Origin of the sequence: Streptomyces toyocaensis (assembly GCF_000725125.1) — a bacterium.
Classification (GTDB): domain Bacteria; phylum Actinomycetota; class Actinomycetes; order Streptomycetales; family Streptomycetaceae; genus Streptomyces; species Streptomyces toyocaensis.
On record NZ_JFCB01000005.1, the window covers coordinates 227,813 to 253,332 of the forward strand.

The 25,520-nt window shown below is 71.1% G+C and carries 26 protein-coding genes; 18 read left to right on the forward strand and 8 right to left on the reverse strand.

Annotated elements, in window-relative coordinates; genetic code table 11:
* Positions 1 to 87 precede the first annotated feature (87 nt).
* The 4 genes from BU52_RS09015 to BU52_RS09025 all read left to right on the forward strand — a co-directional run bounded on the left by BU52_RS09015 (position 88) and on the right by BU52_RS09025 (position 3,046).
* Positions 88 to 822, forward strand: coding sequence for a response regulator transcription factor (locus BU52_RS09015; protein WP_037930939.1), 735 nt, complete (start codon positions 88 to 90; stop codon positions 820 to 822).
* Positions 819 to 2,276 carry a sensor histidine kinase gene (locus tag BU52_RS09020; RefSeq protein ID WP_037930942.1) on the forward strand — a complete coding sequence of 486 codons (1,458 nt, stop codon included), beginning with the start codon at positions 819 to 821 and terminating at the stop codon, positions 2,274 to 2,276. Before BU52_RS09015 ends, BU52_RS09020 begins: the two co-directional genes overlap by 4 nt.
* Positions 2,277 to 2,606: 330 nt before the next feature.
* On the forward strand, positions 2,607 to 2,909 hold the full coding sequence (locus tag BU52_RS37270; RefSeq protein ID WP_435857071.1) for a DUF7691 family protein: 303 nt from the start codon (positions 2,607 to 2,609) through the stop codon (positions 2,907 to 2,909).
* Positions 2,867 to 3,046: a DUF1737 domain-containing protein gene (locus tag BU52_RS09025; protein WP_037930945.1), complete on the forward strand. Its 180-nt coding sequence runs from the start codon at positions 2,867 to 2,869 to the stop codon at positions 3,044 to 3,046. The genes BU52_RS37270 and BU52_RS09025 overlap by 43 nt, the downstream gene beginning before the upstream one ends.
* A gap of 68 nt (positions 3,047 to 3,114) precedes the next feature.
* On the opposite strand, the gene BU52_RS09030 is transcribed toward BU52_RS09025, so the two are convergent.
* The gene (locus BU52_RS09030) at positions 3,115 to 4,941 is read right to left on the reverse strand and encodes a bifunctional metallophosphatase/5'-nucleotidase (protein ID WP_037930948.1); all 1,827 of its coding nucleotides are present in this window, start codon (positions 4,939 to 4,941) and stop codon (positions 3,115 to 3,117) included.
* A gap of 168 nt (positions 4,942 to 5,109) precedes the next feature.
* Between BU52_RS09030 and mshD the strand changes: the two genes are divergently transcribed.
* A complete protein-coding gene (gene mshD / locus BU52_RS09035) occupies positions 5,110 to 6,036 on the forward strand; it encodes a mycothiol synthase (protein WP_037930950.1) in 927 nt (308 codons plus the stop codon).
* Here mshD and BU52_RS33370 read toward each other — a convergent pair.
* Entirely contained in the window at positions 5,996 to 6,367 is a 372-nt protein-coding gene (locus BU52_RS33370) for a hypothetical protein (RefSeq protein ID WP_235216294.1), read from the reverse strand. The two genes, mshD and BU52_RS33370, sit on opposite strands and share 41 nt — an antisense overlap.
* A gap of 424 nt (positions 6,368 to 6,791) precedes the next feature.
* Between BU52_RS33370 and BU52_RS09040 the strand changes: the two genes are divergently transcribed.
* The 7 genes from BU52_RS09040 (at position 6,792) to pstB (ending at position 15,196) form a co-directional block, all read left to right on the forward strand.
* Positions 6,792 to 9,158 carry an RNA degradosome polyphosphate kinase gene (locus tag BU52_RS09040; protein ID WP_107061116.1) on the forward strand — a complete coding sequence of 789 codons (2,367 nt, stop codon included), beginning with the start codon at positions 6,792 to 6,794 and terminating at the stop codon, positions 9,156 to 9,158.
* On the forward strand, positions 9,139 to 10,377 hold the full coding sequence (locus BU52_RS09045; RefSeq protein WP_037930957.1) for a CHAD domain-containing protein: 1,239 nt from the start codon (positions 9,139 to 9,141) through the stop codon (positions 10,375 to 10,377). The genes BU52_RS09040 and BU52_RS09045 overlap by 20 nt, the downstream gene beginning before the upstream one ends.
* Positions 10,378 to 10,388: 11 nt before the next feature.
* Positions 10,389 to 10,829, forward strand: a complete 441-nt coding sequence (locus tag BU52_RS09050; protein WP_037930960.1) for an NUDIX hydrolase — start codon at positions 10,389 to 10,391, stop codon at positions 10,827 to 10,829.
* A 235-nt stretch (positions 10,830 to 11,064) separates the two neighbouring features.
* Positions 11,065 to 12,195 carry a phosphate ABC transporter substrate-binding protein PstS gene (gene pstS, locus BU52_RS09055; RefSeq protein ID WP_037930963.1) on the forward strand — a complete coding sequence of 377 codons (1,131 nt, stop codon included), beginning with the start codon at positions 11,065 to 11,067 and terminating at the stop codon, positions 12,193 to 12,195.
* Between the two features lie 132 nt (positions 12,196 to 12,327).
* Entirely contained in the window at positions 12,328 to 13,332 is a 1,005-nt protein-coding gene (pstC, locus tag BU52_RS09060) for a phosphate ABC transporter permease subunit PstC (protein WP_037930965.1), read from the forward strand.
* Positions 13,329 to 14,384 carry a phosphate ABC transporter permease PstA gene (gene pstA, locus BU52_RS09065; RefSeq protein WP_037930967.1) on the forward strand — a complete coding sequence of 352 codons (1,056 nt, stop codon included), beginning with the start codon at positions 13,329 to 13,331 and terminating at the stop codon, positions 14,382 to 14,384. Before pstC ends, pstA begins: the two co-directional genes overlap by 4 nt.
* Before the next feature lie 35 nt (positions 14,385 to 14,419).
* Positions 14,420 to 15,196, forward strand: a complete 777-nt coding sequence (gene pstB / locus BU52_RS09070; RefSeq protein WP_037930971.1) for a phosphate ABC transporter ATP-binding protein PstB — start codon at positions 14,420 to 14,422, stop codon at positions 15,194 to 15,196.
* 126 nt (positions 15,197 to 15,322) lie between these two features.
* Here the strand turns inward: pstB and BU52_RS09075 are convergent, their stop codons facing one another.
* Together BU52_RS09075 and BU52_RS09080 are read right to left on the reverse strand one after the other, a co-directional pair.
* Entirely contained in the window at positions 15,323 to 16,321 is a 999-nt protein-coding gene (locus BU52_RS09075) for an inorganic phosphate transporter (protein ID WP_037930973.1), read from the reverse strand.
* 7 nt (positions 16,322 to 16,328) lie between these two features.
* Entirely contained in the window at positions 16,329 to 16,949 is a 621-nt protein-coding gene (locus BU52_RS09080) for a DUF47 domain-containing protein (protein WP_037930976.1), read from the reverse strand.
* A gap of 236 nt (positions 16,950 to 17,185) precedes the next feature.
* On the opposite strand from BU52_RS09080, the gene BU52_RS09085 reads away from it, so the two are divergent.
* A complete protein-coding gene (locus BU52_RS09085; RefSeq protein ID WP_037930979.1) occupies positions 17,186 to 17,536 on the forward strand; it encodes a metal-sensitive transcriptional regulator in 351 nt (116 codons plus the stop codon).
* Between the two features lie 33 nt (positions 17,537 to 17,569).
* Here BU52_RS09085 and BU52_RS09090 read toward each other — a convergent pair whose 3' ends face one another.
* Together BU52_RS09090 and BU52_RS09095 are read right to left on the reverse strand one after the other, a co-directional pair.
* Positions 17,570 to 17,749, reverse strand: a complete 180-nt coding sequence (locus BU52_RS09090; RefSeq protein ID WP_037930982.1) for a hypothetical protein — start codon at positions 17,747 to 17,749, stop codon at positions 17,570 to 17,572.
* 94 nt (positions 17,750 to 17,843) lie between these two features.
* Positions 17,844 to 18,686, reverse strand: coding sequence for a hypothetical protein (locus tag BU52_RS09095; protein ID WP_037930985.1), 843 nt, complete (start codon positions 18,684 to 18,686; stop codon positions 17,844 to 17,846).
* 104 nt (positions 18,687 to 18,790) lie between these two features.
* On the opposite strand from BU52_RS09095, the gene BU52_RS35595 reads away from it, so the two are divergent.
* The gene (locus tag BU52_RS35595; protein ID WP_167343508.1) at positions 18,791 to 18,952 is read left to right on the forward strand and encodes a hypothetical protein; all 162 of its coding nucleotides are present in this window, start codon (positions 18,791 to 18,793) and stop codon (positions 18,950 to 18,952) included.
* A gap of 99 nt (positions 18,953 to 19,051) precedes the next feature.
* Here BU52_RS35595 and BU52_RS09100 read toward each other — a convergent pair whose 3' ends face one another.
* Positions 19,052 to 19,765 carry a phosphatase PAP2 family protein gene (locus BU52_RS09100; RefSeq protein ID WP_037930988.1) on the reverse strand — a complete coding sequence of 238 codons (714 nt, stop codon included), beginning with the start codon at positions 19,763 to 19,765 and terminating at the stop codon, positions 19,052 to 19,054.
* Between the two features lie 192 nt (positions 19,766 to 19,957).
* Positions 19,958 to 21,028, reverse strand: a complete 1,071-nt coding sequence (locus BU52_RS09105; protein WP_200881167.1) for an NlpC/P60 family protein — start codon at positions 21,026 to 21,028, stop codon at positions 19,958 to 19,960.
* A 292-nt stretch (positions 21,029 to 21,320) separates the two neighbouring features.
* Here BU52_RS09105 and BU52_RS09110 point away from each other — a divergent pair, with 292 nt between their 5' ends.
* The 4 genes from BU52_RS09110 to BU52_RS09125 all read left to right on the forward strand — a co-directional run bounded on the left by BU52_RS09110 (position 21,321) and on the right by BU52_RS09125 (position 25,510).
* Complete coding sequence (locus tag BU52_RS09110; RefSeq protein ID WP_030829533.1) at positions 21,321 to 21,629, forward strand: hypothetical protein; 309 nt, start codon at positions 21,321 to 21,323, stop codon at positions 21,627 to 21,629.
* A 200-nt stretch (positions 21,630 to 21,829) separates the two neighbouring features.
* The gene (locus tag BU52_RS09115; protein WP_037930994.1) at positions 21,830 to 22,633 is read left to right on the forward strand and encodes a hypothetical protein; all 804 of its coding nucleotides are present in this window, start codon (positions 21,830 to 21,832) and stop codon (positions 22,631 to 22,633) included.
* Positions 22,623 to 23,954, forward strand: coding sequence for a hypothetical protein (locus tag BU52_RS09120; RefSeq protein ID WP_037930997.1), 1,332 nt, complete (start codon positions 22,623 to 22,625; stop codon positions 23,952 to 23,954). Before BU52_RS09115 ends, BU52_RS09120 begins: the two co-directional genes overlap by 11 nt.
* Positions 23,951 to 25,510: an SCO6880 family protein gene (locus BU52_RS09125; protein WP_037931000.1), complete on the forward strand. Its 1,560-nt coding sequence runs from the start codon at positions 23,951 to 23,953 to the stop codon at positions 25,508 to 25,510. The genes BU52_RS09120 and BU52_RS09125 overlap by 4 nt, the downstream gene beginning before the upstream one ends.
* Positions 25,511 to 25,520: the final 10 nt, after the last annotated feature.

Below are 25,520 nucleotides of genomic sequence, written 5' to 3' on the forward strand. Positions count from 1 at the left end.
GCACGCCGGGGAACGTGGCAGGCTGAAGACCCCGGAACGAGCTCCCGCGGCCACGCTCCCGTCGCAGACAGAGGAACCCGACACACCATGACCCCCGCAGAAGGCGACCGTGCCCCCCAGCGCATCCTGATCGTCGACGACGAGCCGGCGGTGCGCGAAGCGCTCCAGCGCAGCCTGGCCTTCGAGGGGTACGACACCGAGGTCGCCGTCGACGGCACGGACGCCCTGGAGAAGGCGGCGGCGTGCCGTCCCGACCTCGTCGTCCTCGACATCCAGATGCCGCGCATGGACGGCCTCACCGCCGCCCGCCGCATCCGCGCCACCGGCGACACCACACCCATCCTGATGCTGACGGCCCGCGACACCGTCGGCGACCGGGTGACCGGGCTGGACGCCGGGGCCGACGACTACCTGGTCAAGCCGTTCGAGCTGGACGAGCTGTTCGCCCGCATCCGCGCGCTGCTGCGCCGCAGCTCGTACGCGGCGGCGGTGGCCGCCTCCGCCGAGTCGGACGACGTCCTCACCTTCGCCGACCTGAGCATGAACCTGGCCACGCGGGAGGTGACGCGCGGCGGGCGCCCGGTGGAACTGACCCGCACGGAGTTCACCCTGCTGGAGATGTTCATGGCCCACCCGCGCCAGGTGCTCACGCGTGAGCAGATCCTGAAGGCGGTCTGGGGCTTCGACTTCGAGCCGTCCTCCAACTCCCTCGACGTGTACGTCATGTACCTGCGCCGCAAGACCGAGGCAGGCGGCGAGCCGCGCCTGGTGCACACGGTGCGGGGGGTGGGGTACGCGCTGCGGCAAGGCGGCGCGGAGTGACGGGACCGGTACGCCGCTTCCGCTCGCTCCCGATCCGGGCGAGGCTCTCCCTGCTGGTGGCCGCGGCGGTGGCGTTCGCGGTGGCGGCGGTGTCGGTGACCTGCTGGTTCATCGTCCGGGGCAAGCTGTACGACGAGATCGACGACGATCTGCGGTCGTCGGTCCTCACGCTCCAGCGGGAGGAGTTCGAGCAGCTCACCAACGCCTGTGTCCGGGAGCCGTCCGACACGGGCACCATCACCCCGCGCAGCAAGCAGTACGCGCAGCTCGTCCGCTCGGACGGCAGGGTGTGCGTGCTGCCCTACTCCGCGGCCGCGGTCGACGTCACCGGCGGCGACAAGGAGGTGGCCGCGAACCCCGACCCCGGCGAGGGGGTCCTGCGCAACGGCACCGACAGCGACGGCACGCGGGTGCGCGTGCTGACGACGGCCGTCACCGTCAAGACCGGGCCACTGAGCCGGGCGGTGGCACAGGACTACGCGTTCGTCGCGGCCCTGCCGCTCAGCAACACCCGCTCCACGCTGAACGAACTGGCCCTGCTGCTGCTCCTCGTCTCCGGCATCGGCGTCCTCGGTTCCGCCGCCGCGGGACTCGCCGTCGCCCGCACGGGCCTGCGCCCCGTCGACCGGCTCACCGAGGCGGTGGAACACGTGGGCCGCACCGAGGACCTGGGCATCCGCATCCCGGTGGAGGACGACGCCGACGACGAGGTCGCCCGGCTCTCCCGCTCCTTCAACTCCATGACGTCCGCGCTGGCCGGCTCCCGCGACCTCCAGCAGCAGCTCATCGCGGACGCCGGACACGAACTGCGCACCCCGCTCACCTCGCTGCGCACCAACATCGAGCTCCTCACCCGCAGCGAGGACACGGGCCGCCCGCTGCCCCCCGAGGACCGCAGGGCCCTGCTCGCCTCCGTGAAGGCACAGATGACGGAACTCGCGTCCCTCATCGGCGACCTGCAGGAGCTGTCCCGCCCGGACACGGGCCAGCACGCCGGCCGGACCCGGATCGTCGCGTGGCAGGACACCGTCGAGTCGGCGCTGCGCCGCGCCCGCCTGCGCGGCCCGGACCTGACCATCACGGCCGACGTGCACCCCTGGTACGTACGGGCCGAACCCGCGGCCCTGGAACGGGCGGTGGTCAACATCCTCGACAACGCGGTGAAGTTCAGTCCGCCGGGCGGCACCGTCGACGTCCGCCTCGCCGACGGCGTCCTCACCGTCCGCGACCACGGCCCCGGCATCCCTGCCGACGAACTCCCGCACGTCTTCGACCGCTTCTGGCGCTCACCCACCGCCCGCGCCCTCCCCGGCTCCGGCCTCGGCCTGTCCATCGTGGCCCGCACCGTCCAGCAGGCGGGCGGCGAGGTCGTCCTGGCCCCGGCCGACGGCACCGGCACGACGGCCACCATCCGCCTCCCGGGCGCCCCGACACCGCCACCCGAGGTGCCCTAGACCCACCGGGCTGCGGGCGGTTCCTGGTACGGCACCGGCGCCGTCCCCCAGCAGGCGGCCGCCGCCACCGCTGGGCCACCGCCACCGCCGACGGCTTCGCCTCCGTCGACGCGCTCGGCCGGAACGGCGCGTACGGGGGCCGGGAGGGCAGGACCGTCCCCGTGCGCACGCAACCGCACCGGGAGGCCGCGGCCCAGGAGATCGCGGACTGGCCGGCGGGCTGGACACCCCCGGCGTCCTGACCCGGCCTCCCCGGCCCGCCCGCCGGCTCGTACCGTCGAGAGCTTCGGCTTCGGCAGCCTGCCCGCCCCGCTGCCGTCCACCCACGTCGTGGACCGTGGTGAGTGGACGCCGGAACGCATGGCCGAGGCACTCGAACAGTTCGAAGCAACCAAGCGGGCAGTCGACGAGTCCCGCCAGGACCCGCCGCCCCTCGAGCCCGATGTCGTGGACGCGGTCATGCAGTGCATCGGGTGGATGCCGGCACGCGCAGGCCCAGCCGGGCCTCGGCGTCATCGGCTTCCGCTTCTGACACCGGGGGCCGCGCACTCGTTCGCCCGCGTGGGTGAGTCCTGTGGGACGGTGGGGGCATGTCGACACCACCGGACGGGTTGCCCGTGTACCGCGTACTGACCGGGCCCGACGACGCCGCGTTCTGCCGGCGCGTCAGCGAGGCGCTGGAGATGGGGTACAGGCTCCACGCGGGGCCTGCCGTCACCTTCGACGGGGAGCGGGTGATCGTGGCGCAGGCCGTCGTGTGGGGCGGGTAGGGGGCCGGGCGTGCGGCGGGGCCGGTACGAGGCGATGACGCGCCCCGTACCGGCCCCCTCGGCCGTGATTACCGCACGATGGTGATGCGGTCCGCCGCCGGCGGGGCGAGCGGGGTGGTGGCCGAGGAGTTGGCCGTCAGGTACCGCTCCAGGGCCGTCAGGTCGTCCTCGCCGACCCGGTCGTTGGTGCCCTGACCCAGCGTCGGGAAGCCGTCGCCGCCGCCCGCGAGGAAGCTGTTCGTCGCGACGCGGTAGGTGGCGGCCGGGTCGATCGCGGATCCGTTCAGCTCGATGGAGTCCGTGACCACGCGGTCCGCGCCCGTCTTGGTCAGGTCCAGGGTGTAGGTCAGGCCGGAGGAGATCTGCAGGATCTTCGGGGCCGCCTCGTTCGGGCCGCTGACCTGCTCCTTCAGGGCCTGGATCAGCTGCGCGCCGGTGAAGTCCTGGAGGTTGACCGTGTTGGCGAACGGCTGGACGGTGAACCCCTCGGCGAAGGTCACCACGCCGTCGCCCTCGCCGCCGCCGGCCGCGTAGGTGAGCGACGCGCGGATGCCGCCGGGGTTCATCAGCGCCAGGTCGGTCTCCGCGTCCAGCGTCCTGCCGTACGCCAGTTGCGCGTCGGCGATGAGGTCACCGAGCGGGGACTCCGTGCCGTCCTTCACGATGTCGCCGGAGATGTAGCCGATCGGGCGGTTGCCGATGGGGGCGGCGAGGGTGTTCCACTCGTCGATCAGGCGGGTCATGTCGGGCGCCTTGCGGACGTCCCGGGTGACGACGTGGTTCGCGGACTTCACCGCCGTACGGGCGATGTCACCCGTCCAACGGTCGTACGTCAGCGTGGTGTCCGTGTAGAGGCGGCCGAAGGACGCGGCCGAGGTGACCGTGCGCGGCTTGCCCGACGGGTCCGGGATGGTGCAGGCGTACGCCGCGTGGGTGTGCCCGGTGACCAGCGCGTCCACCTGGGGCGTGACGTTCTTGGCGATGTCCGCGATCGGGCCGGAGATGCCGTCACCGGCGCCCGGGGAGTCGCAGTCGTAGTTGTAGGCGGACGAAGCCGGGAAGCCGCCCTCGTGGATGAGCGCGACGATGGACTTCACGCCCTTGCCCTGGAGCACCTTGGCGTACTTGTTGATCGTCTCGACCTCGTCCTTGAAGGACAGGCCCTTCACGCCCTCGGCGGAGACGATGTCCGGGGTGCCCTCGAGGGTGACGCCGATGAAGCCGACGTTGACGCCGTTCCGCTGCCACACCCAGTACGGCTCGAGGAGGGGCTTGTCCGTCTTCTCGTCGAGGACGTTCGCCGCCAGGTACGGGAAGTCGGCGCCCTCGAACTCCTCGTCCGTGTAGCAGCCGTCGACCGGGTGACAGCCGCCGTTCTGCAGACGGCCCAGTTCGGCGGCGCCCTCGTCGAACTCGTGGTTGCCGACGGAGGTGACGTCCAGGTCGAGCTTGTTCAGCGCCTCGATGGTGGGCTCGTCGTGGAAGAGCCCAGAGATCAGCGGGGAGGCGCCGACCATGTCGCCGCCGGCGGCGGTGATGGAGTAGCGGTTGCCCTTGCGGGCCTCGCGCAGGTGCGTGGCGAGGTACTCCACGCCGCCCGCGTCGACGGTCTTCGTCGTGCCGTCCGGCTGGAGTTCGGTGACCCGGCCGGAAGAACCGGACGGCGGCTGCAGGTTGCCGTGCAGGTCGTTGAAGGACAGCAACTGCACGTCCTGGTAGCGGCCGTGGTGACCGCCCGAGGTGTCCTCGCTCCCGCGGCTCTCGTCCGCGCTCGCCGACCCGGGCAGGGCCGCAGCGGCCAGCGCACCGGCGGTGAGCACACCGGCGGCGGTGGCGAGAAGGCGGTTGGTACGGCGTCTGCGGCGCTGGTGGTGCGCCGGGGATGTGGCTGGCATGCGCCCCCCTGTGGGTCCGAGTGGGTACCGGCGCAGCCTAGGGTCAACGCGCGTAGCGCGACAGAGGCTTCCTGGTTACGACCTGGTTTATCTTTCGCCGACACCGTTGCCGTCCGTTTTGTGCCGCCCTTCCGCGCCCCTCCGCGCCGTCCCCTTACTCTCGTAGGCATGACCAGCGACGACTTCGCACGGCCCGGCCGACCCCGTTCGCTCCAGACCCATGCCGCGCTCGACCCGGACCAGGTCGACGCGGTGCTCGCCCTGCTCGCGGAGGCAGCCCGGGCCGACGGTCAGCAGGCGGTGTCCGAGCAGGGACGCCTGCAACTGCGCGGCGGGGAGCGGGAAGGCGTCTCGCACCTGCTGCTGTCCGTCGGCGACGAACTCGTCGGGTACGCCCAGCTGGAGGACACCGATCCGGTGGAGCCGCCGGCCGCCGAACTGGTGGTGCACCCCTCGCACCGGGGCAACGGGCACGGGCGGGCGCTCGGTTCGGCGCTGCTCGCCGCCTCCGGGAAGCGGCTGCGGGTGTGGGCGCACGGCGGTCACTCCGCCGCCCGGCACCTGGCGCAGGTGCTCGGGCTGACGCTGTTCCGGGAACTGCGTCAGATGCGGCGGCCGTTGGCCGGGCTCGACCTGCCCGACCCGGTGCTGCCGGAGGGCGTGACCGTACGGACGTTCGCCCCCGGGCAGGACGACGCGGCCTGGCTCGCGGTGAACGCCGCCGCTTTCGCCCACCACCCCGAGCAGGGCTCACTCACCCAGCGCGACCTCGACGACCGCAAGGCCGAGCCGTGGTTCGACCCCGAGGGGTTCTTCCTGGCCGAACGGGACGGCCGGCTCGTCGGCTTCCACTGGACCAAGGTGCACGGCGCCGAAGGGCTGGGAGAGGTGTACGTCCTCGGCGTGAGCCCGGACGCCCAGGGCGGCGGCCTCGGCAAGTCCCTCACCACGATCGGGCTGCGCCATCTGGCGGGCCGGGGCCTGCCGACCGCCATGCTCTACGTCGACGCCGACAACAAGGCCGCGGTGTCCGTCTACGAACGGCTGGGCTTCGTCACGTACGAGACGGACCTGATGTACCGGACGGAGACCTGAGCCTCCGCGGGATTCCGCGCCGTACCGGTTCCGCCGCGCCCACCGCCACCGCCGCGCACAGCAGCACCGCCCACCTCGCGTCGTCCGGGGTGACGAACAGGGCCCGGCTCCCGGGTACCGGCAGCGGGCCCGGCACCGCCGGGGCGAGCAGGGACCCGGCGACCGCCTGACCCGGCCGGGCGCCGTCACCCCGGCGGACCGCCGCGGCGGCGACCGGGGCCGGGCAGAGGAGGCGCAGTCCGTGCCATACGGCCCGCCGGACGGGGGCGGCGGCCGTGGTGTGCCGGGCCGGGTCGCCGAGCAGGAAGGCCGCTCCCAGCGCGAAGGCCACGGCGGACGCCCGCAGCGCTTACAGCGCGAGCCAGCCGGACGCCCGGTCGCCCATCAGCCCCGGGACGGCGGCGAGCAGCAGGGCCAGGGCACCGGCCGTGCCGATCGCCCGCCAGGGCACGGTCCGTACGGTCGGCAGCACCCGGTGGAGACCGGGGCATCGTGCCGGCCGTCGCCTGCCTGGTCACGGCCGCCGCGTTCGCGGTACTGCGCCGCCGCACGGTCCGACGGGCCCGCCCGTACGTCCCTGCCCGTACGTCCCTGCCCTGGGGACGTACGGCGCACCCTTCCCCGAGGGCCCGGGACGGTGACCGCACCCTGCGGGCCCGCGACCCCCTGAGCCGCACCCCGTGGGCCGCCCCGCGCTATCCCGCACGTCATGTCTCCGTAACCGTCGATTCAGACAGGCTTGCGACGCTCGGCCAATGACTCCCGCCGCGCCAGAGCCCGCACCGCCCCGACGGGTGAACGGGGGGAACGGGGACGCCTCAGGGCCACCACCGCTCCCACCCGCGCTGTCCGACGCGCCCGTGACGCCGCCGGCGCGGAACAATGGGGTCATGAGCCAGCCCGACGCCCAGGCACAGGTACAGCACCCGCAGCCCTCCGTGGGCTCCATCGCCGCCCACCGCCCGCACACCGTGGCCGGAGTGGTCTCCGACCTGGAACCCGACATCGACGCCGACCTCGACGGGTACGAGGAGGCGCAGTCCGACGGCGCCCCCCTGCCGCAGGGCCGCTTCCTCGACCGGGAACGCAGCTGGCTCGCCTTCAACGAGCGCGTCCTCGAACTCGCCGAGGACCCCGCCACCCCCCTGCTGGAGCGCGCGAACTTCCTCGCGATCTTCGCCAGCAACCTGGACGAGTTCTTCATGGTCCGCGTGGCCGGTCTGAAGCGCCGCATCGCCACCGGCGTCGCCACCCGCTCCGCGTCCGGGCTCCAGCCGCGCGAGGTGCTGGAGATGATCTGGGCCCGCTCCCGCGAGCTGATGGCCCGGCACGCCGCCTGCTACCACGAGGACGTCGCCCCCGCGCTCGCGGAGGAGGGCATCCACCTGGTCCGCTGGAACGAGCTGACCGAGAAGGAGCAGGCCCGCCTGTTCACGCTGTTCCGGCACCAGATCTTCCCGGTCCTGACCCCCCTCGCGGTCGACCCGGCGCACCCCTTCCCGTACATCTCCGGCCTGTCGCTGAACCTGGCCGTCGTCGTACGCAACCCCGTGACCGGCCACAAGCACTTCGCGCGGGTGAAGGTGCCGCCGCTGCTGTCCCGCTTCCTGGAGAGTTCCCCCGGCCGCTACGTCCCCATCGAGGACGTCATCGCCGCGCACCTGGAGGAGCTGTTCCCGGGCATGGAGGTGCTGCAGCACCACGCCTTCCGGCTCACCCGCAACGAGGACCTGGAGGTCGAGGAGGACGACGCGGAGAACCTGCTGCAGGCACTGGAGAAGGAGCTCATGCGGCGCCGCTTCGGACCGCCGGTGCGCCTGGAGGTCGAGGAGTCCATCGACCGGGAGGTGCTGGACCTGCTGGTGCGCGAGCTGAAGGTCGGCGAGGCCGAGGTGTACCCGCTGCCCGGCCCGCTCGACCTCACCGGTCTCTTCCGCATCCACGGCCTGGACCGGCCCGAGCTGAAGTACCCGAAGTTCATCGCGGGCACCCACCGCGACCTGGCGGAGGTCGAGTCGGCGTCCCCGCCGGACATCTTCGCCGCCCTGCGCAGCCGGGACGTGCTGCTGCACCACCCGTACGACTCCTTCTCGACGTCGGTGCAGGCGTTCCTGGAACAGGCGGCGGCCGACCCGGACGTGCTGGCCATCAAGCAGACCCTGTACCGCACGTCCGGCGACTCCCCCATAGTCGACGCGCTCATCGACGCCGCCGAGTCCGGCAAGCAGGTCCTCGTCCTGGTCGAGATCAAGGCCCGCTTCGACGAGCACGCCAACATCAAGTGGGCGCGCAAGCTGGAGGAGGCGGGCTGCCACGTCGTCTACGGCCTGGTCGGCCTGAAAACGCACTGCAAGCTGTCCCTGGTGGTCCGCCAGGAGGGCGAGACGCTCCGGCGCTACAGCCACGTCGGCACCGGCAACTACCACCCGAAGACGGCCCGCCTCTACGAGGACCTCGGCGTGCTCACCGCCGACCCGCAGGTCGGCGCGGACCTGTCCGACCTGTTCAACCGCCTGTCGGGCTACTCCCGCCGCGAGACCTACCGCCGTCTGCTCGTCGCCCCCAAGTCGCTGCGCGACGGCCTGGTCTCCCGGATCCACAAGGAGGCCCAGCACCACCGCGCGGGGCGGCCCGCCTTCGTCCGCATCAAGGTCAACTCGATGGTCGACGAGGCCGTCATCGACGCCTGCTACCGGGCGTCGCAGGGGGGCGTGCCGGTCGACATCTGGGTGCGCGGCATCTGCGCGATCCGGCCCGGCGTGGAGGGCCTGTCGGAGAACGTCCGGGTGCGGTCCGTCCTCGGCCGCTTCCTTGAGCACTCCCGCGTCTTCGCCTTCGGCAACGGCGGTGAGCCCGAGGTGTGGATAGGCAGCGCGGACATGATGCACCGCAACCTCGACCGCCGGATAGAGGCGCTGGTACGGGTCACCGACCCCGCCCACCGGGCCGCGCTGAACCGGCTGCTGGAGACCGGCATGGCCGACACCACCGCGTCCTGGCACCTCGGCCCGGACGGCGAGTGGACCCGGCACGCGACGGACGCGGACGGCCAGCCCCTGCGCAACGTCCAGGAGATGCTCATAGACGCCCGGAGGCGCCGGCGTGGCACAGCGACACCTTGACCCGACGGCCGGACCCGTTCCGGCGGACGCCCTGGCCGGGTATCTGCGGGCCCAGGCGACCGAGTTCCTCCGCGCGCTGCGCCTCCACCGGGAGACCGGTGCGGGCGCGGCCGCGTCGGAGGGTTCCGTCGAGGCGGCCCGGGCGCTGCGGCGTGCGGCCCGCCGCATCAGCGCCAGTCTGCACACCTTCCAGCCGGTCCTCGACCCCGGCTGGTCGGAGGCCCTGCGCCCCGAACTGGCGTGGGTCTCGGGCACCCTGGCCCAGGAGCACGCCTGCGCCTCCCGCCTGGACCAGCTCCTCCTGGCCCTGCACCGTCTGTCGGGGGCGACGTCGTTCCCGCCGCAGACGACGGCCGGCCCGGGAACGGCGGTCCGCGGCGCGGTCCCGGCCACCGCACCGGCGAACCCGGGCCCGCCCCGCCCCACCGGCACGGCCGCCGTCCGCGGGCGCCCGGTCCGTACCGTCGCCGCGGCCGACGGGACGGCGGGCACGCGGGGCACGACCGCGACCGCGCCCGCGGGAGCCCGCACCGTGCTCGCCGCCGAGGCCACCCGTGCCACGAGGACCGGACCCGCGCCCGACCGGGGCAACCTCACCGTCGGTGCCGCCAAGGCCGGTGCCCTGCTGGACCGGCAGCTCACGCTGGCCAGGACCCGGGCGCACTCCACCGCGCTCCAGGCCCTCGGGTCCTCCCGGTTCCACGGGATCACCGACAAGGTCGCCTTACTGGCCAGCGAGGTCCCGCTGTCCCCGGCCGCGGCCGGCGCCGACCTGCGTCCGCTCGCCGACGCCGCACACGAGCGGCTCGCCGACGCCGTCGCCGCGCTGCCCCTGCTCACCGCCGGCAGCCCGTACAACGCGGAGGCGCTGATCCACGGGCTGTCCCCGGACCCCGCCCCGCACCCGCAGGACGCCCCCTGGCACCAGGTCCGCCTCCTGCTGCGCCTGCACCGCTACGCCCGCGAGGTCCTCCACACCGGCGCGGTCGCCACCCCGCCCGCCGACCCGCGTCTGCTCTCCGCGGGTGAGGCACTCGACCGGCACCGCGACGCCTCGGAGGCGGCGGGCGCCGCCGCGCAGGCGGCCCGCACCCCGCGCATCGCCCCGGCCACGGCGTACGCGCTGGGCGTGCTCCACGCCGACCAGCGGCATGAGGTGGAGGCAGCGCGGTACGCGTTCCAGCGCGCCTGGCAGAAGGAAACCATCGGCATGTCGTAGGGAGGCACACGGTGAGCACCCCGGACTCCGCCAAGGACGGCACCCTCACCGTCCAGGCCGCCGGATGCGTCCTGTGGCGCGGCTCCCCGGTGACCGGTGAGCTGGAGCTCTGCCTGGTCCACCGGCCCAAGTACGACGACTGGTCCTGGCCCAAGGGCAAGCTCAAGCGCGGCGAGGACCCGCTGTCCGGCGCCCTGCGCGAGGTCGCCGAGGAGACGGGCCACACCGCCGTGCCGGCCGCCGAGCTCCCGAGCGCGCACTACCTGGCGAACGGCCGCCCCAAGCGCGTCCGCTACTGGGCGGCCGAAGCGGTCTCCGGCGCCTTCACCCCGAACGACGAGGTGGACCGCATCCTCTGGCTCTCCCCGGACGCCGCCCGCTCCCTCCTCACCGAGGACAGGGACGCCGAGCTCGTGGACGCCCTCCTCGCCTCCCTCCGCCCCGCGGAGTAGGTGTCCCGTTCCCGCCCGGTATCAGCCCGTGTCCTCGACGTGAGCGTTCCGTGACCTCACCGCACCGTCCACAGGGGTTCACCCCTCGTTCATGTACGCCAATCGGCCGCTTCACCTGTTCTGCCTAATTTCGGCCTTACGCGATGCGGACCGCCCGATGAAAGAGGGGGCAACCGCGTCACCCACACTTCGCACGCCGCCGAATTCAGGACGGCGGCCACTGGAAGGAACTCAAGTGAAGCTTCAGCGCAAGAACCGGCGGGCCCTCGCTCTCGGTGCTCTCGCCGTCTCGGGCGCCCTGGCCCTCACGGCGTGCGGCTCCGACGACACCGGTGGCAACAGCAACGGGGGCGACGCCTCCGCCACCGCGCAGGCCGGCAACATCGACTGCGGCGACGCCAAGGGTCAGCTCCAGGCCTCCGGCTCTTCCGCCCAGAAGAACGCCATCGACGCCTGGGTCAAGCAGTACGCCGCGGCGTGCAAGGGCGTGCAGGTCAACTACAACCCGACCGGTTCGGGCGCCGGCATCACGGCCTTCACCCAGGGCCAGACCGCCTTCGCCGGTTCGGACTCCGCGCTGAAGCCCGAGGAGATCGAGGCCTCGAAGAAGATCTGCTCCGGCGGCCAGGGCATCGACCTGCCGATGGTCGGCGGCCCGATCGCGATCGGTTACAACGTCCCGGGCGTCGACACCCTCGTCCTGGACGCCCCGACCCTCGCCAAGATCTTCGACAGCAAGATCACCAAATGGAACGACGAGGCGATCGCGAAGCTCAACCCCGACGCCAAGCTGCCCGACCTGAAGATCCAGGCCTTCCACCGCTCCGACGAGTCCGGCACCACGGACAACTTCACCAAGTACCTGAAGGCCGCCGCGCCCGACGACTGGAAGTACGAGGGCGGCAAGGCCTGGCAGGCGAAGGGCGGCCAGTCCGCTCCGCAGTCCGCCGGTGTCGCCCAGCAGGTGAAGCAGACCTCGGGCGCGATCTCTTACATGGAGCTGTCCTACGCCAAGGACGGCATGAACACCGTCTCCCTCAAGACCGAGGCCGCCGAGCCGGTCGAGGCCACCATCGAGAACGCTACCGCCGCCATCGGCGCCGCCAAGGTCGTCGGTACCGGCAAGGACCTCGCGCTGGAGCTGGACTACACCCCGGAGGCCGACGGCGCCTACCCGCTCGTCCTCGTGACGTACGAGATCGTCTGCGACAAGGGCAACAAGGCCGACACCCTGCCCGCCACCAAGTCCTTCCTGAACTACATCGCCTCGGAGGACGGTCAGGGCCTGCTGGCGGACGCCGGCTACGCCCCGATGCCCGAGGAGATCATCACCAAGGTCCGCGAGACCATCTCGAGCCTCGCCTGACCCGAGTGTGCGGACCGGCCCCGACCACGGTGCCGGTCCGCACCGTCCGGTGCACCGCCATCAGGAGCCCCCGGACCCGGAAGGCTCCGACCGAGCCGTCCGTCCCGGCGGCTCCGCAGACCGGAGAACCCGATGGACATCACCACACAGAAACCCGCCGCTCCCCCCGCACCCGGACCGGCCGCGCCCGAGGACAAGCGCGCCGCTCGCGGTGCCACCCGCCCCGGTGACCGGATATTCCTCGGGCTCTCCCGCGGATCCGGCATCTTCGTCCTGGTCCTGATGGCCGCCATCGCGGCCTTCCTCACCTATCGCGCCTCGCTGGCCATCAGCAAGGACGAAGCCAACTTCTTCACCTCCTTCGAGTGGAACCCCACCGGCGTCCCGCCGGAGTTCGGCATCGCCGTCCTGGCCTTCGGCACCATCGTGTCGTCGATCATCGCCATGGTCATCGCCGTTCCCATCTCGGTCGGCATCGCCCTGTTCATCACGCACTACGCCCCCCGCCGGCTCGGCGGCACCGTCGCGTACGTGATCGACCTGCTCGCCGCCGTCCCCTCCATCGTCTACGGCCTGTGGGGCGCCATCGTCCTGGTGCCGCACATGGACGGCCTCTACGGCTGGCTCGACGACTACCTCGGCTGGACCGGCGTCTTCGCGTGGGAAGGCGGCCCCGCGCGGTCGCTGCTCACCGTCGGCATCCTGCTCGCCCTGATGATCCTTCCGATCATCACCAACGTCAGCCGCGAGGTCTTCCGCCAGGTCCCGCGCATGCACGAGGAGGCGGCCCTGGCTCTCGGCGCCACGCGCTGGGAGGTCATCCGCATGTCGGTGCTGCCCTTCGGCCGCTCGGGCGTCATCTCCGCCTCGATGCTGGGCCTCGGCCGCGCGCTCGGCGAGACGATGGCCGTGGCCATGGTGCTCTCGCCGTCCTTCGACATCAGCGCCAGCCTGCTCGACGCGGGCGGCGGCACCTTCGCCCAGAACATCGCCAGCAAGTTCAACGAGGCCACCGTGATGGGACAGGACGCGCTGATCGCCTCCGGCATGGTGCTCTTCGTCATCACCCTGCTGGTCAACGGCGCGGCCCGCCTGATCATCGCCCGCCGCAAGGAGTACTCGGGGGCCAACGCATGAGCCACGCAACCCTTTCCCCCAAGCGCAGCTCCCTGCGCGGCGCGACCCTGCCCAAGTGGTTCGCCTGGGCGGTCGCCGCCGGCTCCCTCGCCCTGGGCTACGGCATCAGCGCCGCGGCCGGCCTGCACAGCGACATCCAGTGGGCCCTGATCGCCGCGGTCCTCTTCGTCGTCGGCTCCTACGCCGTCTCCGCGAAGGTCGAGGGCGGCCGCCAGGCCAGGGACCGCACCGCGACCAGCCTGGTCTGGGTCGCCTTCCTGCTGGCCGTCACCCCGCTGGCCTCCCTCCTGTGGGAGACGGCCGAGCGCGGCGTGAAGGTGCTCGACGGCTACTTCCTCACCCACTCGATGGGCGTGGTCGCCGACGCGGAACCCGGCGGCGGCATCTACCACGCCCTCCTCGGCACCCTGGAGCAGGTCGGCCTCGCCTCCCTGATCTCCGTGCCGGTCGGGGTGCTCACCGCGATCTACCTGGTGGAGTACGGGCGCGGCAAGCTCGCCAGGGCCGTCACCTTCTTCGTCGACGTCATGACGGGCATCCCGTCGATCGTCGCGGGTCTGTTCATCCTGAGCCTGTGGGTCCTCATCCTGAAGATGGGCCCGTCCGGCTTCGCCGGTTCGCTGGCCCTGTCGATCCTGATGATCCCGGTCGTCGTCCGTTCCACCGAGGAGATGCTCAAGCTCGTCCCGAACGAGCTGCGCGAGGCGTCCCTGGCGCTCGGCGTGCCGAAGTGGCGCACGATCCTGAAGGTGGTCCTGCCGACGTCGATCGGCGGCATCATCACCGGCATCATGCTGGCGATCGCCCGTATCACCGGTGAGACGGCCCCCGTGCTGCTGCTGGTCTGGGGCACGGACTTCATCAACGCCAACCCGTTCCAGGACCCGCAGGAATCGCTGCCCATGTACATCTACCTGCAGTTCGGCGCCGGTTCCGACCCCGCGTACGACCGTGCCTGGGCGGCGGCCCTGACGCTCATCGCGTTCATCATGATCCTCAACCTGGCGGCCCGCGGCATCGCCCGCTGGAAGGCCCCCAAGACCGGTCGCTGAAGGCCTCCCCGGACCCGAAAGAAGAAGTGATACCCATGGCCAAGCGCATCGACGTCAGCGGCCTCAACGCCTACTACGGCTCCTTCCTGGCCATCGAGGACATCTCGATGACCGTCGAACCCCGCTCCGTGACGGCCTTCATCGGCCCCTCCGGCTGCGGCAAGTCCACCTTCCTGCGCACCCTGAACCGCATGCACGAGGTGACGCCCGGCGGCCGGGTCGAGGGCAAGGTCATGCTCGACGACGAGAACCTGTACGGCGCCGGCATCGACCCGGTGGCCGTGCGGCGCGAGGTCGGCATGGTCTTCCAGCGCCCGAACCCGTTCCCGACGATGTCGGTGTACGACAACGTGGCGGCGGGCCTGCGCCTGAACGGCAAGTACAAGAAGTCCCAGCTGGACGACGTCGTCGAGAAGTCCCTCAGGGGCGCCAACCTCTGGAACGAGGTCAAGGACCGCCTGAACAAGCCGGGCTCGGGCCTGTCGGGCGGCCAGCAGCAGCGCCTGTGCATCGCCCGCGCCATCGCGGTCGAGCCGAACGTCCTGCTGATGGACGAGCCCTGCTCCGCCCTCGACCCGATCTCCACCCTCGCCATCGAGGACCTGATCGGCGAGCTGAAGGAGCGCTTCACGATCGTCATCGTGACGCACAACATGCAGCAGGCGGCCCGCGTCTCCGACCGCACCGCGTTCTTCAACCTCGCGGCGGTCGGCCAGCCCGGCAAGCTGATCGAGATCGACGACACGGAGCGCATCTTCTCCAACCCGTCCGTCCAGGCCACGGAGGACTACATCTCCGGCCGCTTCGGCTGACCGATCCCCTCGCGGTGCTGCATGGCGGTGCCACCGCGAGGCCGAAGGGCCCGCCCCCTGTCCGGAGGCGGGCCCTTCCCCATCCCTGCGTCGCTGCGGGCGGTCGCGCCGCCGGGGCGCCCGCCGCTACAGGAACGCCAGATTCACAACCCCGTAGGACAACGCGGCGACCGCCCCCGCCGCCGGCATGGTGATGAACCACCCGAGCACGATGTTCTTGGCAACGCCCCACCGCACGGCGTTGACCCGCTTCGTCGCCCCCACACCCATGATCGCCGAAGTGATCACGTGCGTGGTGGAGATCGGCGCGTGGAACAGGAACGCCGACCCGAACATGATCGACGCACCCGTCGTCTCCGCGGCGAACCCCTGCGGCGGATCCAGCTCGATGATCTTCCGCCCCAGCGTCCGCATGATGCGCCAGCCACCCGCGTACGTCCCCGCGGACAGCATCACCGCACAGGCGATCTTCACCCACACCGGGATCGGATCGCCGTAGTCCTCGACGTCGGCGATGACCAGCGCCATCACCACGATGCCCATCGTCTTCTGCGCGTCCTGCAGACCGTGCCCCAGCGCCATACCCGCCGCGGACACCGTCTGCGCGATACGGAAGCCGCGCTTCGCCTTGTGCGGGTTGGCCCGGCGGAAGATCCACATGATGGCGGTCATCACCAGGTAACCGGCGATCAGACCGACGACCGGCGACACGAACATGGGGATGACGATCTTGTCGAGCACCCCCTGCCAGTACACGGTCGTCCCGCCGGCCAGCGCGGCCCCCACCATGCCCCCGAACAGCGCGTGGGACGACGACGACGGCAACCCGAAGTACCAGGTGATCAGGTTCCAGACGATCGCCCCCACCAGCGCGGCGAAGAGGATCCCCATCCCCTTGGAGCCCTCGGGGGTCTGGATCACACCCTCACTGACGGTCTTGGCGACCCCGGAACCCATGAACGCGCCGGCCAGGTTCATCACGGCCGCCATCGCGAGCGCCACCCGGGGCGTCAGCGCGCGCGTGGACACGGACGTGGCGATCGCGTTGGCGGAGTCGTGGAAACCGTTGGTGTACGTGAAGAAGAGCGCGACCCCGATGGTCACGACCAGAGCAAAGGTGTCCATGAAGGGCTCAGGACTCCTTGACGGCGATGGTCTCCACCGTGTTCGCCACGTGCTCGAAGGCGTCGGCCGCCTCCTCCAGTACGTCCACGATCTGCTTGAGCTTCAGTACCTCGATGGCGTCGTACTTGCCGTTGAAGAGGTGGGCCAGCAGCTTGCGGTGGATCTGGTCGGCCTGGTTCTCCAGACGGTTGACCTCGATCCAGTACTCGGTGAGGTTCTCCATGGTGCGCAGATGCGGCATGGCCTCCGCGGTCAGCTCCGCGGCCCGCGCCAGGACCTCGATCTGCTGCTCGACACCCTTGGGCAGTTCCTCGACGTTGTAGAGGACGACCAGGTCGACTGCCTCCTCCATGAAGTCCATGATGTCGTCGAGGGAGGACGCCAGGGCGTAGATGTCCTCACGGTCGAACGGCGTGATGAACGAGGAGTTCAGCTGGTGGAAGATCGCATGCGTGGCATCGTCACCTGCGTGCTCCGCGGCCCGCATCCGCTCCGCGATCTCGGCCCGGGCGGAGGTGTCCGCCCCGAGCAGTTCCATCAGGAGCTTGGAGCCCGTGACGATGTTGTCCGCGGACGCGGCGAACATGTCGTAGAAGCTCGTCTCCCTGGGGGTCAGACGAAAGCGCACGTGGGGTCCTCGGTATGCATCGGTGTCGGTCAGGCTGATGCTAGGCGCACCATCCGGCCACGTGTAACGGGCCGTCCCCAGTGTCGCCCATCGGGCACAGTGATGGGCACGGGGGCGGCCCGAGGCCCGTATCCGGCCGTGGCGCATGTCGGCGGCCACCGGGCGTATACCCAGCGAAGTTCGGTACCATATACCCACCAGGGGTATATGTCGGCCACCATCATCAGGAGGACGCGATGACGACCACCGAGACCGGCGCGGACACGCCCTCCTCCACGGAGGTCGTGACCGACCACGACCGGGGCATCCACGGCTACCACCACCAGAAGCAGGAACACCTCAAGCGCCTGCGCCGCATCGAGGGCCAGATCCGCGGACTGCAGCGCATGGTCGACGAGGACGTCTACTGCATCGACATACTCACCCAGGTGTCCGCCTCCACCAAGGCCCTGCAGTCGTTCGCACTGCAGCTGCTGGAGGAGCACCTGCGCCACTGCGTCGCCGACGCGGCCGTCAAGGGCGGCGACGAGATCGACGCGAAGGTGAAGGAGGCGACGCAGGCCATCGCCCGCATGCTGCGCACCTGACCAGGGGGCGGCGGCCCGCGCGGACCGGCGCCGTCAGCCCCCGCCGGACTCGGCCCGCGCCTCGGCCACCCGCAGCACTTCGTCGATGCTCTCGAGACTGAGCCGGTCCTCGGCGGCCGAGGCGGCGATGATCAGCTCCCCGCACAGCTCGATCTCGGCGAGCGCCACGTGGTCCTGAACCGTCCCGCCCCTGAGCGGAGCCACGCGCCTCACCCCATCTCCGTCGTCACCGACTTCCTAGAGTAGGGAGCGCCCCACACACCGCGCATGGCACGGAAGGGCTAGTTCGCGCCGGTCACTCAGGGGCTCATCCCGCGGCGATCCGGCCGGCGTAGATGTCCGCCTCCCCGGGCAGCCGCACGTCGGCCGGCGCCCCGAAGTCGTACAGCAGCGTCGTCGAGGCGACCGCGACGGGCTCGTCCTGCCGGCCGTTGACGAAGCTGAACCGGTGCCGGACCTTGCGGATCCGCCCCTGGTCGTCGAGGTAGACGTCGAACGGCACCCGCGCGGTGGCGAACCCTTTCGCCGCCGCGCCCAGCGGCCCCCGGTTCGCGTCCGAGGCGGCCAGCGAGGCCTTCCCCAGGTCGGCGGTCCCCCGGTAGTGGCGCACCTTCGCCCCCGCGACCTCGGTCCGCCCGACGAACGTAGCCGAACGCGTGCCGCGCAGCACCTCCGCCGCGGCGAACGGATCGGTGGCCCCGCCGGTGACGAGGTTCCCGTCGGACAGCGTCCCGGTGTCCACCCGCACCCACTTGTCGGCGGGCACCCCCGCCCCCCGGTTCTTCATGAACAGCGCACCGGGCGCGAGCAGTTCGGTGATGGGCAGCCGGACGGTCTCCCCCGCGGGATCCGGCGGCAGCAGCACCTTCAGCCGCCCGAGCCCCCTGCGGTAGTCGTAGACCCCCTCGCCCCGGATGGTGACCCGGGTTCCGCCGGTGGCCATCTCCAGGGACGTGCGCGCCTTGGAACTTCCGGCCTCCACCAGAGCCCCGGCCGCCTCCCGCAGCACCCGGACCGGGTCCCCGGCCGGCGCGCCGTGGGTCACGGCGTCACTCCGCGCACACCCGGCTGCCCCGAACCCCAGACAGCACACGACCCCGACCCCGGCCACCACGCCGCGCATCCGCCAGTGCTGCTGTCGTCGAGCCATGCCTGCCTACCCCCGCTCCGTCCGACACGGGCCGCCTGTCGTCGGGGTCAACGACCGGTAAGTGACCCCGTCACGCCGACACGCCGGGCGCTACCGTGGTCGGCGTGCCGCACCAGGACGACGAGCAGCCTTCCGCCCGACACCTCACGACCACCACCGAGCAGGGCCCCTTCTGCACGGCCCGCTGCACCTGCGGCTGGCGGGGCCCGGCCAGAAGAGCCAGGAGCCAGGCCCGCACGGACGCCCAGAACCACACGGGCGGGTGACGGAACCGGCAGGGGCGACGCCCCCACCCGGCCCCCGGAACGCCAGAACGGCCCGCCCGGGGAGACCGGGCGGACCGTCCGTGGTCACACGCTGCGGGCTCAGGCAGCCAGATCCCTCTCGTCCGCGTCCGCGCCGACGCCCGCCGTCCCGTTCCGGGCCCCCTGGACCACCCTCCGCCCCTCGTGCTGCGGCCGGGCCGTGATCAGCCACGCACCGCGCGGCGACCGCTCGACCGCCCGCATCAGCGGGGTCAGGAGCGCCATGGCGAGCGGCGACAGCAGCAGCGCGACGGCCGTACCCAGCGCGAGCCCGCCCACCACGTCCGTCGGGTAGTGCACGCCCATGTAGACCCGGATGAACCCGCCCAGCAGTCCGAACACCAGGCCGATGAGCCCGAGCCGCCGGTTGGCCAGGAACAGCCCCACCGCCAGCGCCATGCAGAGCGTCGCGTGGTCGCTGACGAACGAGTAGTCGGTCTTGCCCTGGACGAGGACTTCCAGCCCCTCGTGGTCGTTGAACGGCCGTGGCCGCTCCACGAATCCGCGGATCGGCACGTTCACCAGGACGGCCACTCCGGCCGCGAGCGGGGCCCACACCAGGGCCGCCACGGTCGGGGCCGCGTCCTCCCCGCCCCGCTTCCTGACGCCCCACCAGCACCACGCCAGCAGCGCCACCAGGGCGAACAGCAGGCCGAACTCGCCCACGAACTCCATCAGGTGGTCGAACCACGGCGGGGCGGCCTTGGCGAGGCCGTTGATGTCGTACAGCAGGTCGACGTCGGGGTTCGACCCGGAATCGGCGAGTCCAGCCATGGTGCTGCGGCCCCTTCGTCATCTCTCTCGGCGCACGGTGTGCACGCCGCTGCTGCCACCCCCGTGGTTTCGGCTACCACAACAGGAACGCACGGCTCCCGCTGATACGTTCCACACTCCACCGAATGATCACGCAGACGTTATCGAAGAGAGATGCATCTCCGCAGCTCAGGGGGAGGGTTAACGCTGCGCTCACACGGTCGTGGGCAACGCTTTCGCGCCATCTTCGGTGACACGGGTGGCACCGAAGTAGTCAGGCGTGTCGATCGGGTCGAATCGGATCACGGCACCCGGCCGGGGCGCGTCGATCATGTACCCGCCTCCGACATAAATGCCCACATGCCGGATGGCCCGTGAATTGGTCAGGTCGTCCGAGAAGAACACCAGATCGCCCGGGAGCAGCTCCTCCCGCTTCGGGTGCGGACCCGCGTTGTACTGGTCGTTGGCCACCCGCGGCAGCGTGATCCCCACGCTCTCGTACGCCGCCTTCGTCAGCCCGGAGCAGTCGAAACGTCCGCCCTGCTCAGCGGTGCCGTTGCCGCCCCACAGATACAGGGTGCCGAGCTTCTTCTGCGCGTACGCGATGGCCCCGGCGGCCTGCTCCGACGGATCGACCCGCCCCACCGGCGCCGCGAAGCTCTCCTCCAGCGCACGGATGCGCTTGACGTAGTTCTGCGTCTCCTCGTACGGCGGAACTCCCCCGTACTTGATCACCGCGTAGGCCCCGGCGTTGTAGGAGGCGAGCATGTTTTCGGTCAGATTCCCGCCGACGTCCTTCACATAGGACGCGAGCGTGCAGTCGTACTTCGCCGCCGACGGGATCGCGTCCTTCGGGTCCCACACGTCACGGTCCCCGTCCCCGTCGCCGTCGATCCCGTGCGTGGCCCAGGTGCCGGGGATGAACTGGGCGATGCCCTGCGCCGCCGCGTGGCTCTGCGCCTTCGGGTTGAATCCGCTCTCCTGGTAGAGCTGGGCGGCGAGCAGAGCGGGGTTGATGGCGGGACAGAGATTGCCCCACGTCGAGACGAGCTGCTGGTACGCGGCCGGCACGCTCCCCTTGGCCAGCGCCTTGGCCGCCCCGCCGCCCACCCCGTTGACCAGGTTCCCGGCGACGACGTAGACCCCGACGACGAGCACCATCACGAAGGCGAGCACGGAACCGACGGCGAGAGTCGCGCCGACCCACACCTTACGCACCGTCAACCACCCCTCACCGTCCGGCAGTCCACCGCCGCCCGACAGTGTAGAGGCGGCACCGGCCATTCGGGGTGATCACGTACGACGAGATGCGCGGTCGGCCACGCCTCCCCCCAGCCGGAGCCTCGTTGCCCGACGTCACACACCGTGATACACAGAGTGACGATACGACTCTTCACCCTTCGGAGCGCGCCCCTGCCGGAGTCCGGCGCGCGCCGGTGGCAAGCTATTTGTACGAAACCCGCCAACGGATGACGCCAAGTCGACATACGACAGCGTCATTGTCGGCGACAATGAGGCCTGACCTCTGCACCACCGCAGGGGATGCGGAACTACCCATACAGGGGCGGTGACTTACATGTTCTTCGCGGCCGACGAGGGAGACATCAACACCATTATCGGCGGGATCGCTCCGGATTGGGGCCCCTTCGGCAGCCTGGGCAACGAGGCCAAGATCATGATCGAAGTGGTCATGGCGGTCGCCATCCTCATCTGCCTGGGCATCGCCATCTGGGGGGCGGCCAAACAGCGCATCGGCGCCACCGCGTTGAGGGACACGTTCAGTGCCGAACAGGGCAAGGGCCTCATCATCGCGGGGCTGACGGGTGTCTTCATCATCGGTTCACTCGGCACGCTGTTCACCATCGTGTACGGCATGGCCGTATAGGTTCCGCACCATCGGTCCCCACCGGGCACGCCCGGCTCCCCTCCATCCCACCCGCCCGTCGTGCCCACCGGCTGAGGTTGCGTCTCCCTGATGTCCAGTCACCACACCGCGCCCGAACGGGAGCCGACACGGCTACCGTCGTACGTGGAGTACCCGGAGTACGAGGTGTTTCCGCACGACGCTGAGGGGGCGTACGCGGCATGAGTCTCGGAGACGACACGGGCCAGACCCGCACCCGCCTGCCGGAAGGAGGCGGCGACCCGTACGGCGGCGCGCGCAGAGGCGGCCGTTCGTCCTCGCGCAGCCTCGTCACGGTGGTCGGCGTGGTGGTCCTCCTCATCGCCGCGATCGCCTTCGCGAACCGTGGAGGCGGCGACTCCGACGCCGGGGAGAGCGCGGGGGACTCCCCCAAGGCGGCGGCGACGGCCCCTTCGGGGCGGAAGCCGGTGGACGCGCAGACGACAGGCATCCCCTCGGGCTTCCCCCACGACCGCCAGGGCGCGCAGAGCGCGGCGGCGAACTACGCGGTGGCACTGGGCTCCGGCGAGATGTTCAACAAGGCCCGGCGTGATGCCATCCTCCAGTCGATCATCGTGCCGGCCCGGGTATCGGACTTCGAGACAACATTGGACGACGCGTACACGCCGCAGTTCAACAAGAACGTGGGCCTCAACGAGGACGGCACCACACCCAAGGGCTTCACGTTCGTCTCACGCACGAGCCCGATCGGCACCAAGGTCACCAAGTCGTCCGCAGACACCGCAACGGTCGAGGTCTGGTGCAGCGGCCTCCTGGGTCTGGCGGGCGAAAGCTCCACCAACCCGGTCACCAGCAGCTGGTTCACCATCACCATGCAGCTCGAGTGGACCACCGATGACTGGAAGATCGTGACCCACTCTCAGAAGGACGGCCCGGCGCCGGTTCCCGGCGATGAGCGGGCCTCCAGCGCCGACGAGATGGCGAAGGCCGTCCAGGAGTACGGAGGGTTCACGTATGCCCGCTAACCACCGCCTGCTGACACTGACGGGAACCGTCGCCGCCGTACAGGCGACGATCGTTCTGTTCGCCACGCAGGCCGTCGCCGCTCCTACGCCCACGCCCACTCCCACGGACAGCAACGACCCCTGCGACCTGATCCACGGCCCCGCCAAGGACTACTGCGAACGCGGCCGAGAAGGCGAGGGCGGCGACGCCGGGACGCTCAACGACCCCAGCTCCACCCTCGACCCCCTGGCCTCCCTCGCGCAGGGCTGCGCCGACGCCGCCGCCTGGACCGTCGACAAGCTCAGCGACGCCGTGAACGAGACGGCGAACGTCGACTTCACCAACGACACGTTCCTCCAGCAGTACGCCGTCGTCTTCGCCGCGTCGACGATCCTCACGCTCCTCCTGTGGCTGCTCGCGGTCGCCAAGCGCGCGGTGCGGGGCGTCCCCCTCACCACCGCCCTCTCCGAGGCGATCGGCTTCCTCTGGCTCACCGTCCTCGCCTCCGCCTTCACGCCCCTCATCCTCTACACCGTCGTCTCCGCGACCGACGGCGTCACCGAGGTGCTGGCGAAGGCGACCGGCGACCAGACGGACACCTTCTTCGGCACCTTCTCCGGCGCGCTCGAGAAGGGCGACGACATCGGCGGCGGCCCGATCATGCTGATCGTCGTCTCCCTCGTCTCCATCCTCGCCGCCGGCGTCCTCTGGCTGGAGCTGGTCATCCGCGCCGCCCTGCTCTACGTCGGCGCCCTCCTCGGCACCGTCGTCTACGCGGGCCTCGTCGACAAGAACCTCTGGGGCCACGTCCGCCGCTGGGCGGGCATCATGATCGCCGTGATCCTCGTGAAACCGGTGATCGTCATCGTGCTCGGCCTGGCCGGCGCGCTCTCCGCCGACGACGGCCCCGACGCCTTCTCCGCCGTGGTCTCCGGGCTGGCGATCATCCTGCTCGCCATCTTCGCCTCCGCGATGATCTACCGCTTCGTCCCCGGCTTCGGCGACGAGATCGCCGGCTCCCGCAACAACCGCATCATGCAGGGCGCCGAGGGCAAGGCCGCCGCCGTCATCAGCTCCCCGGCGACCCTGGTCGCCCAGGGCATCAAGACCCACAGCACCCGCGCCGACCACAACGGCGGCGGTGGCGGCCAGTCCTCCGGCCCCCGCGCCTCCAACCCCGCCTCCGGCGGAGTCGCCGCGCACAGCTCGCGCACGTCGAACAGTGGCGGATCCGTCCCCTCCGCCGCCCCCGCACCCCGCACGAGCAGCCCGGTGAACACCCCCCACGCCAGCAGCACCCGCAACAGCAGTACCAACCGCACGGGAGGTGAAGGGCGTTGACGACCGAGTCCCACCTGTCCCATCCGGTCACGCCCCGCCGTACGTATCTGATCGGCCGCGCCCGGCCGAACGCGATCGTCGGCCGCAATCGCGAGACCGGAGAGATCGCGCTGATCGTCGTGGGCGCGTTCCTCGGCATGATGTGCGGGCTCCTCGTCCCCGTCCTGTCCGTGCGGATCGTGCTGCTCGCGGGCCTCCCGATGCTGGCGCTGGCCGCGGTGTACGTGCCGTACAAGGGCCGCACCTTCTACAAGTGGTTCGAGATCAACCGCAGCTACAAGCGCACCGTGCGCCGCGGCGCCACCTACCGCTCCGGCGTCGTCGAGGCCGGCACCCGGCTGGACGGCCGCGAGGTGGAGGTCGGACCGCCGCCCGGAATCGGCAGGATCACCTGGCTCGCCGCACCCTTCGGGCCGGACGAGATCGCCGTCCTGCTGCACGCGGACCGCAAGACCGTCACCGCCGCCATCGAGATCGAGGGCCCGGGCGTCGGCCTGCGCGACTCCGAGGACCAGGAAGCCCTCGTCGACCGCTTCGGCACCCTCCTCAAGCACGTCGCCAACGGCGACGGCTTCGTGACCCGCATCCAGATGCTCGCCCGTACGCTGCCCGCCGACCCCGACGCCCACGCCAAGGACGTCGCCGTCCGCGGCGACGACACGTCACCGCCGTGGCTCCAGCAGTCCTACGACCAGCTCCAGTCGATGGTGTCGACCAGCAGCGAGCAGCACCGCGCCTACCTCGTCGCCTGCATGCACTACACGCGCGACCTGGCCGCCGAGGCCAACGCCATGGCCCGCGCGATGCGCAGCCAGGGCGGCGGCAAGGTCGACCGGGACGCGGGGCTCGCCGTCGTCATGGCCCGTGAGCTGACCGACATCTGCTCCCGGCTCCAGGAGGCCGACATCCGCGTACGGCAGCCGCTCGGCCAGAGCAGGCTGTCCTCGCTGATCCACTCCATGTACGACCCGGACCACCCGATCGACCACATCCAGGCGATGACCCAGCGCAACGCCTGGCCGGCCGAGCTCGACGCCATGGAGCCCACCTACCTCCAGGCCAAGACCCGCGAGTCCGCCACCCGCGCCCCCTGGTGCCACGCCACGGCCTGGGTGAAGGAATGGCCGATGACCCCGGTGGGCGTCAACTTCCTCGCGCCGCTCCTCGTCCACACCCCGGACGTGATCCGCACGGTCGCCGTCACGATGGACCTCGAACCCACCGAGATCGCCATCGAGCGCATGCTGACCGAGAAGACCAACGACGAGGCGGAGGCGTCCCGCGCCGCCAAGATGAACCGCACCGTCGACCCGCGCGACGTCGCCGCGCACAGCCGCCTCGACCAGCGCGGCGAGGACCTCGCCAGCGGCGCCGCCGGCGTCAACCTCGTCGGCTACATCACCGTCTCCTCCCGCACACCCGAGGCCCTCGCCCGCGACAAGCGGACCATACGGGCGTCGGCCGGAAAGTCGTACCTGAAGCTGGAGTGGTGCGACCGCGAGCACCACCGCGCGTTCGTGAACACACTCCCGTTCGCCACCGGCATTCGAAGGTAGGGGCTGAGCC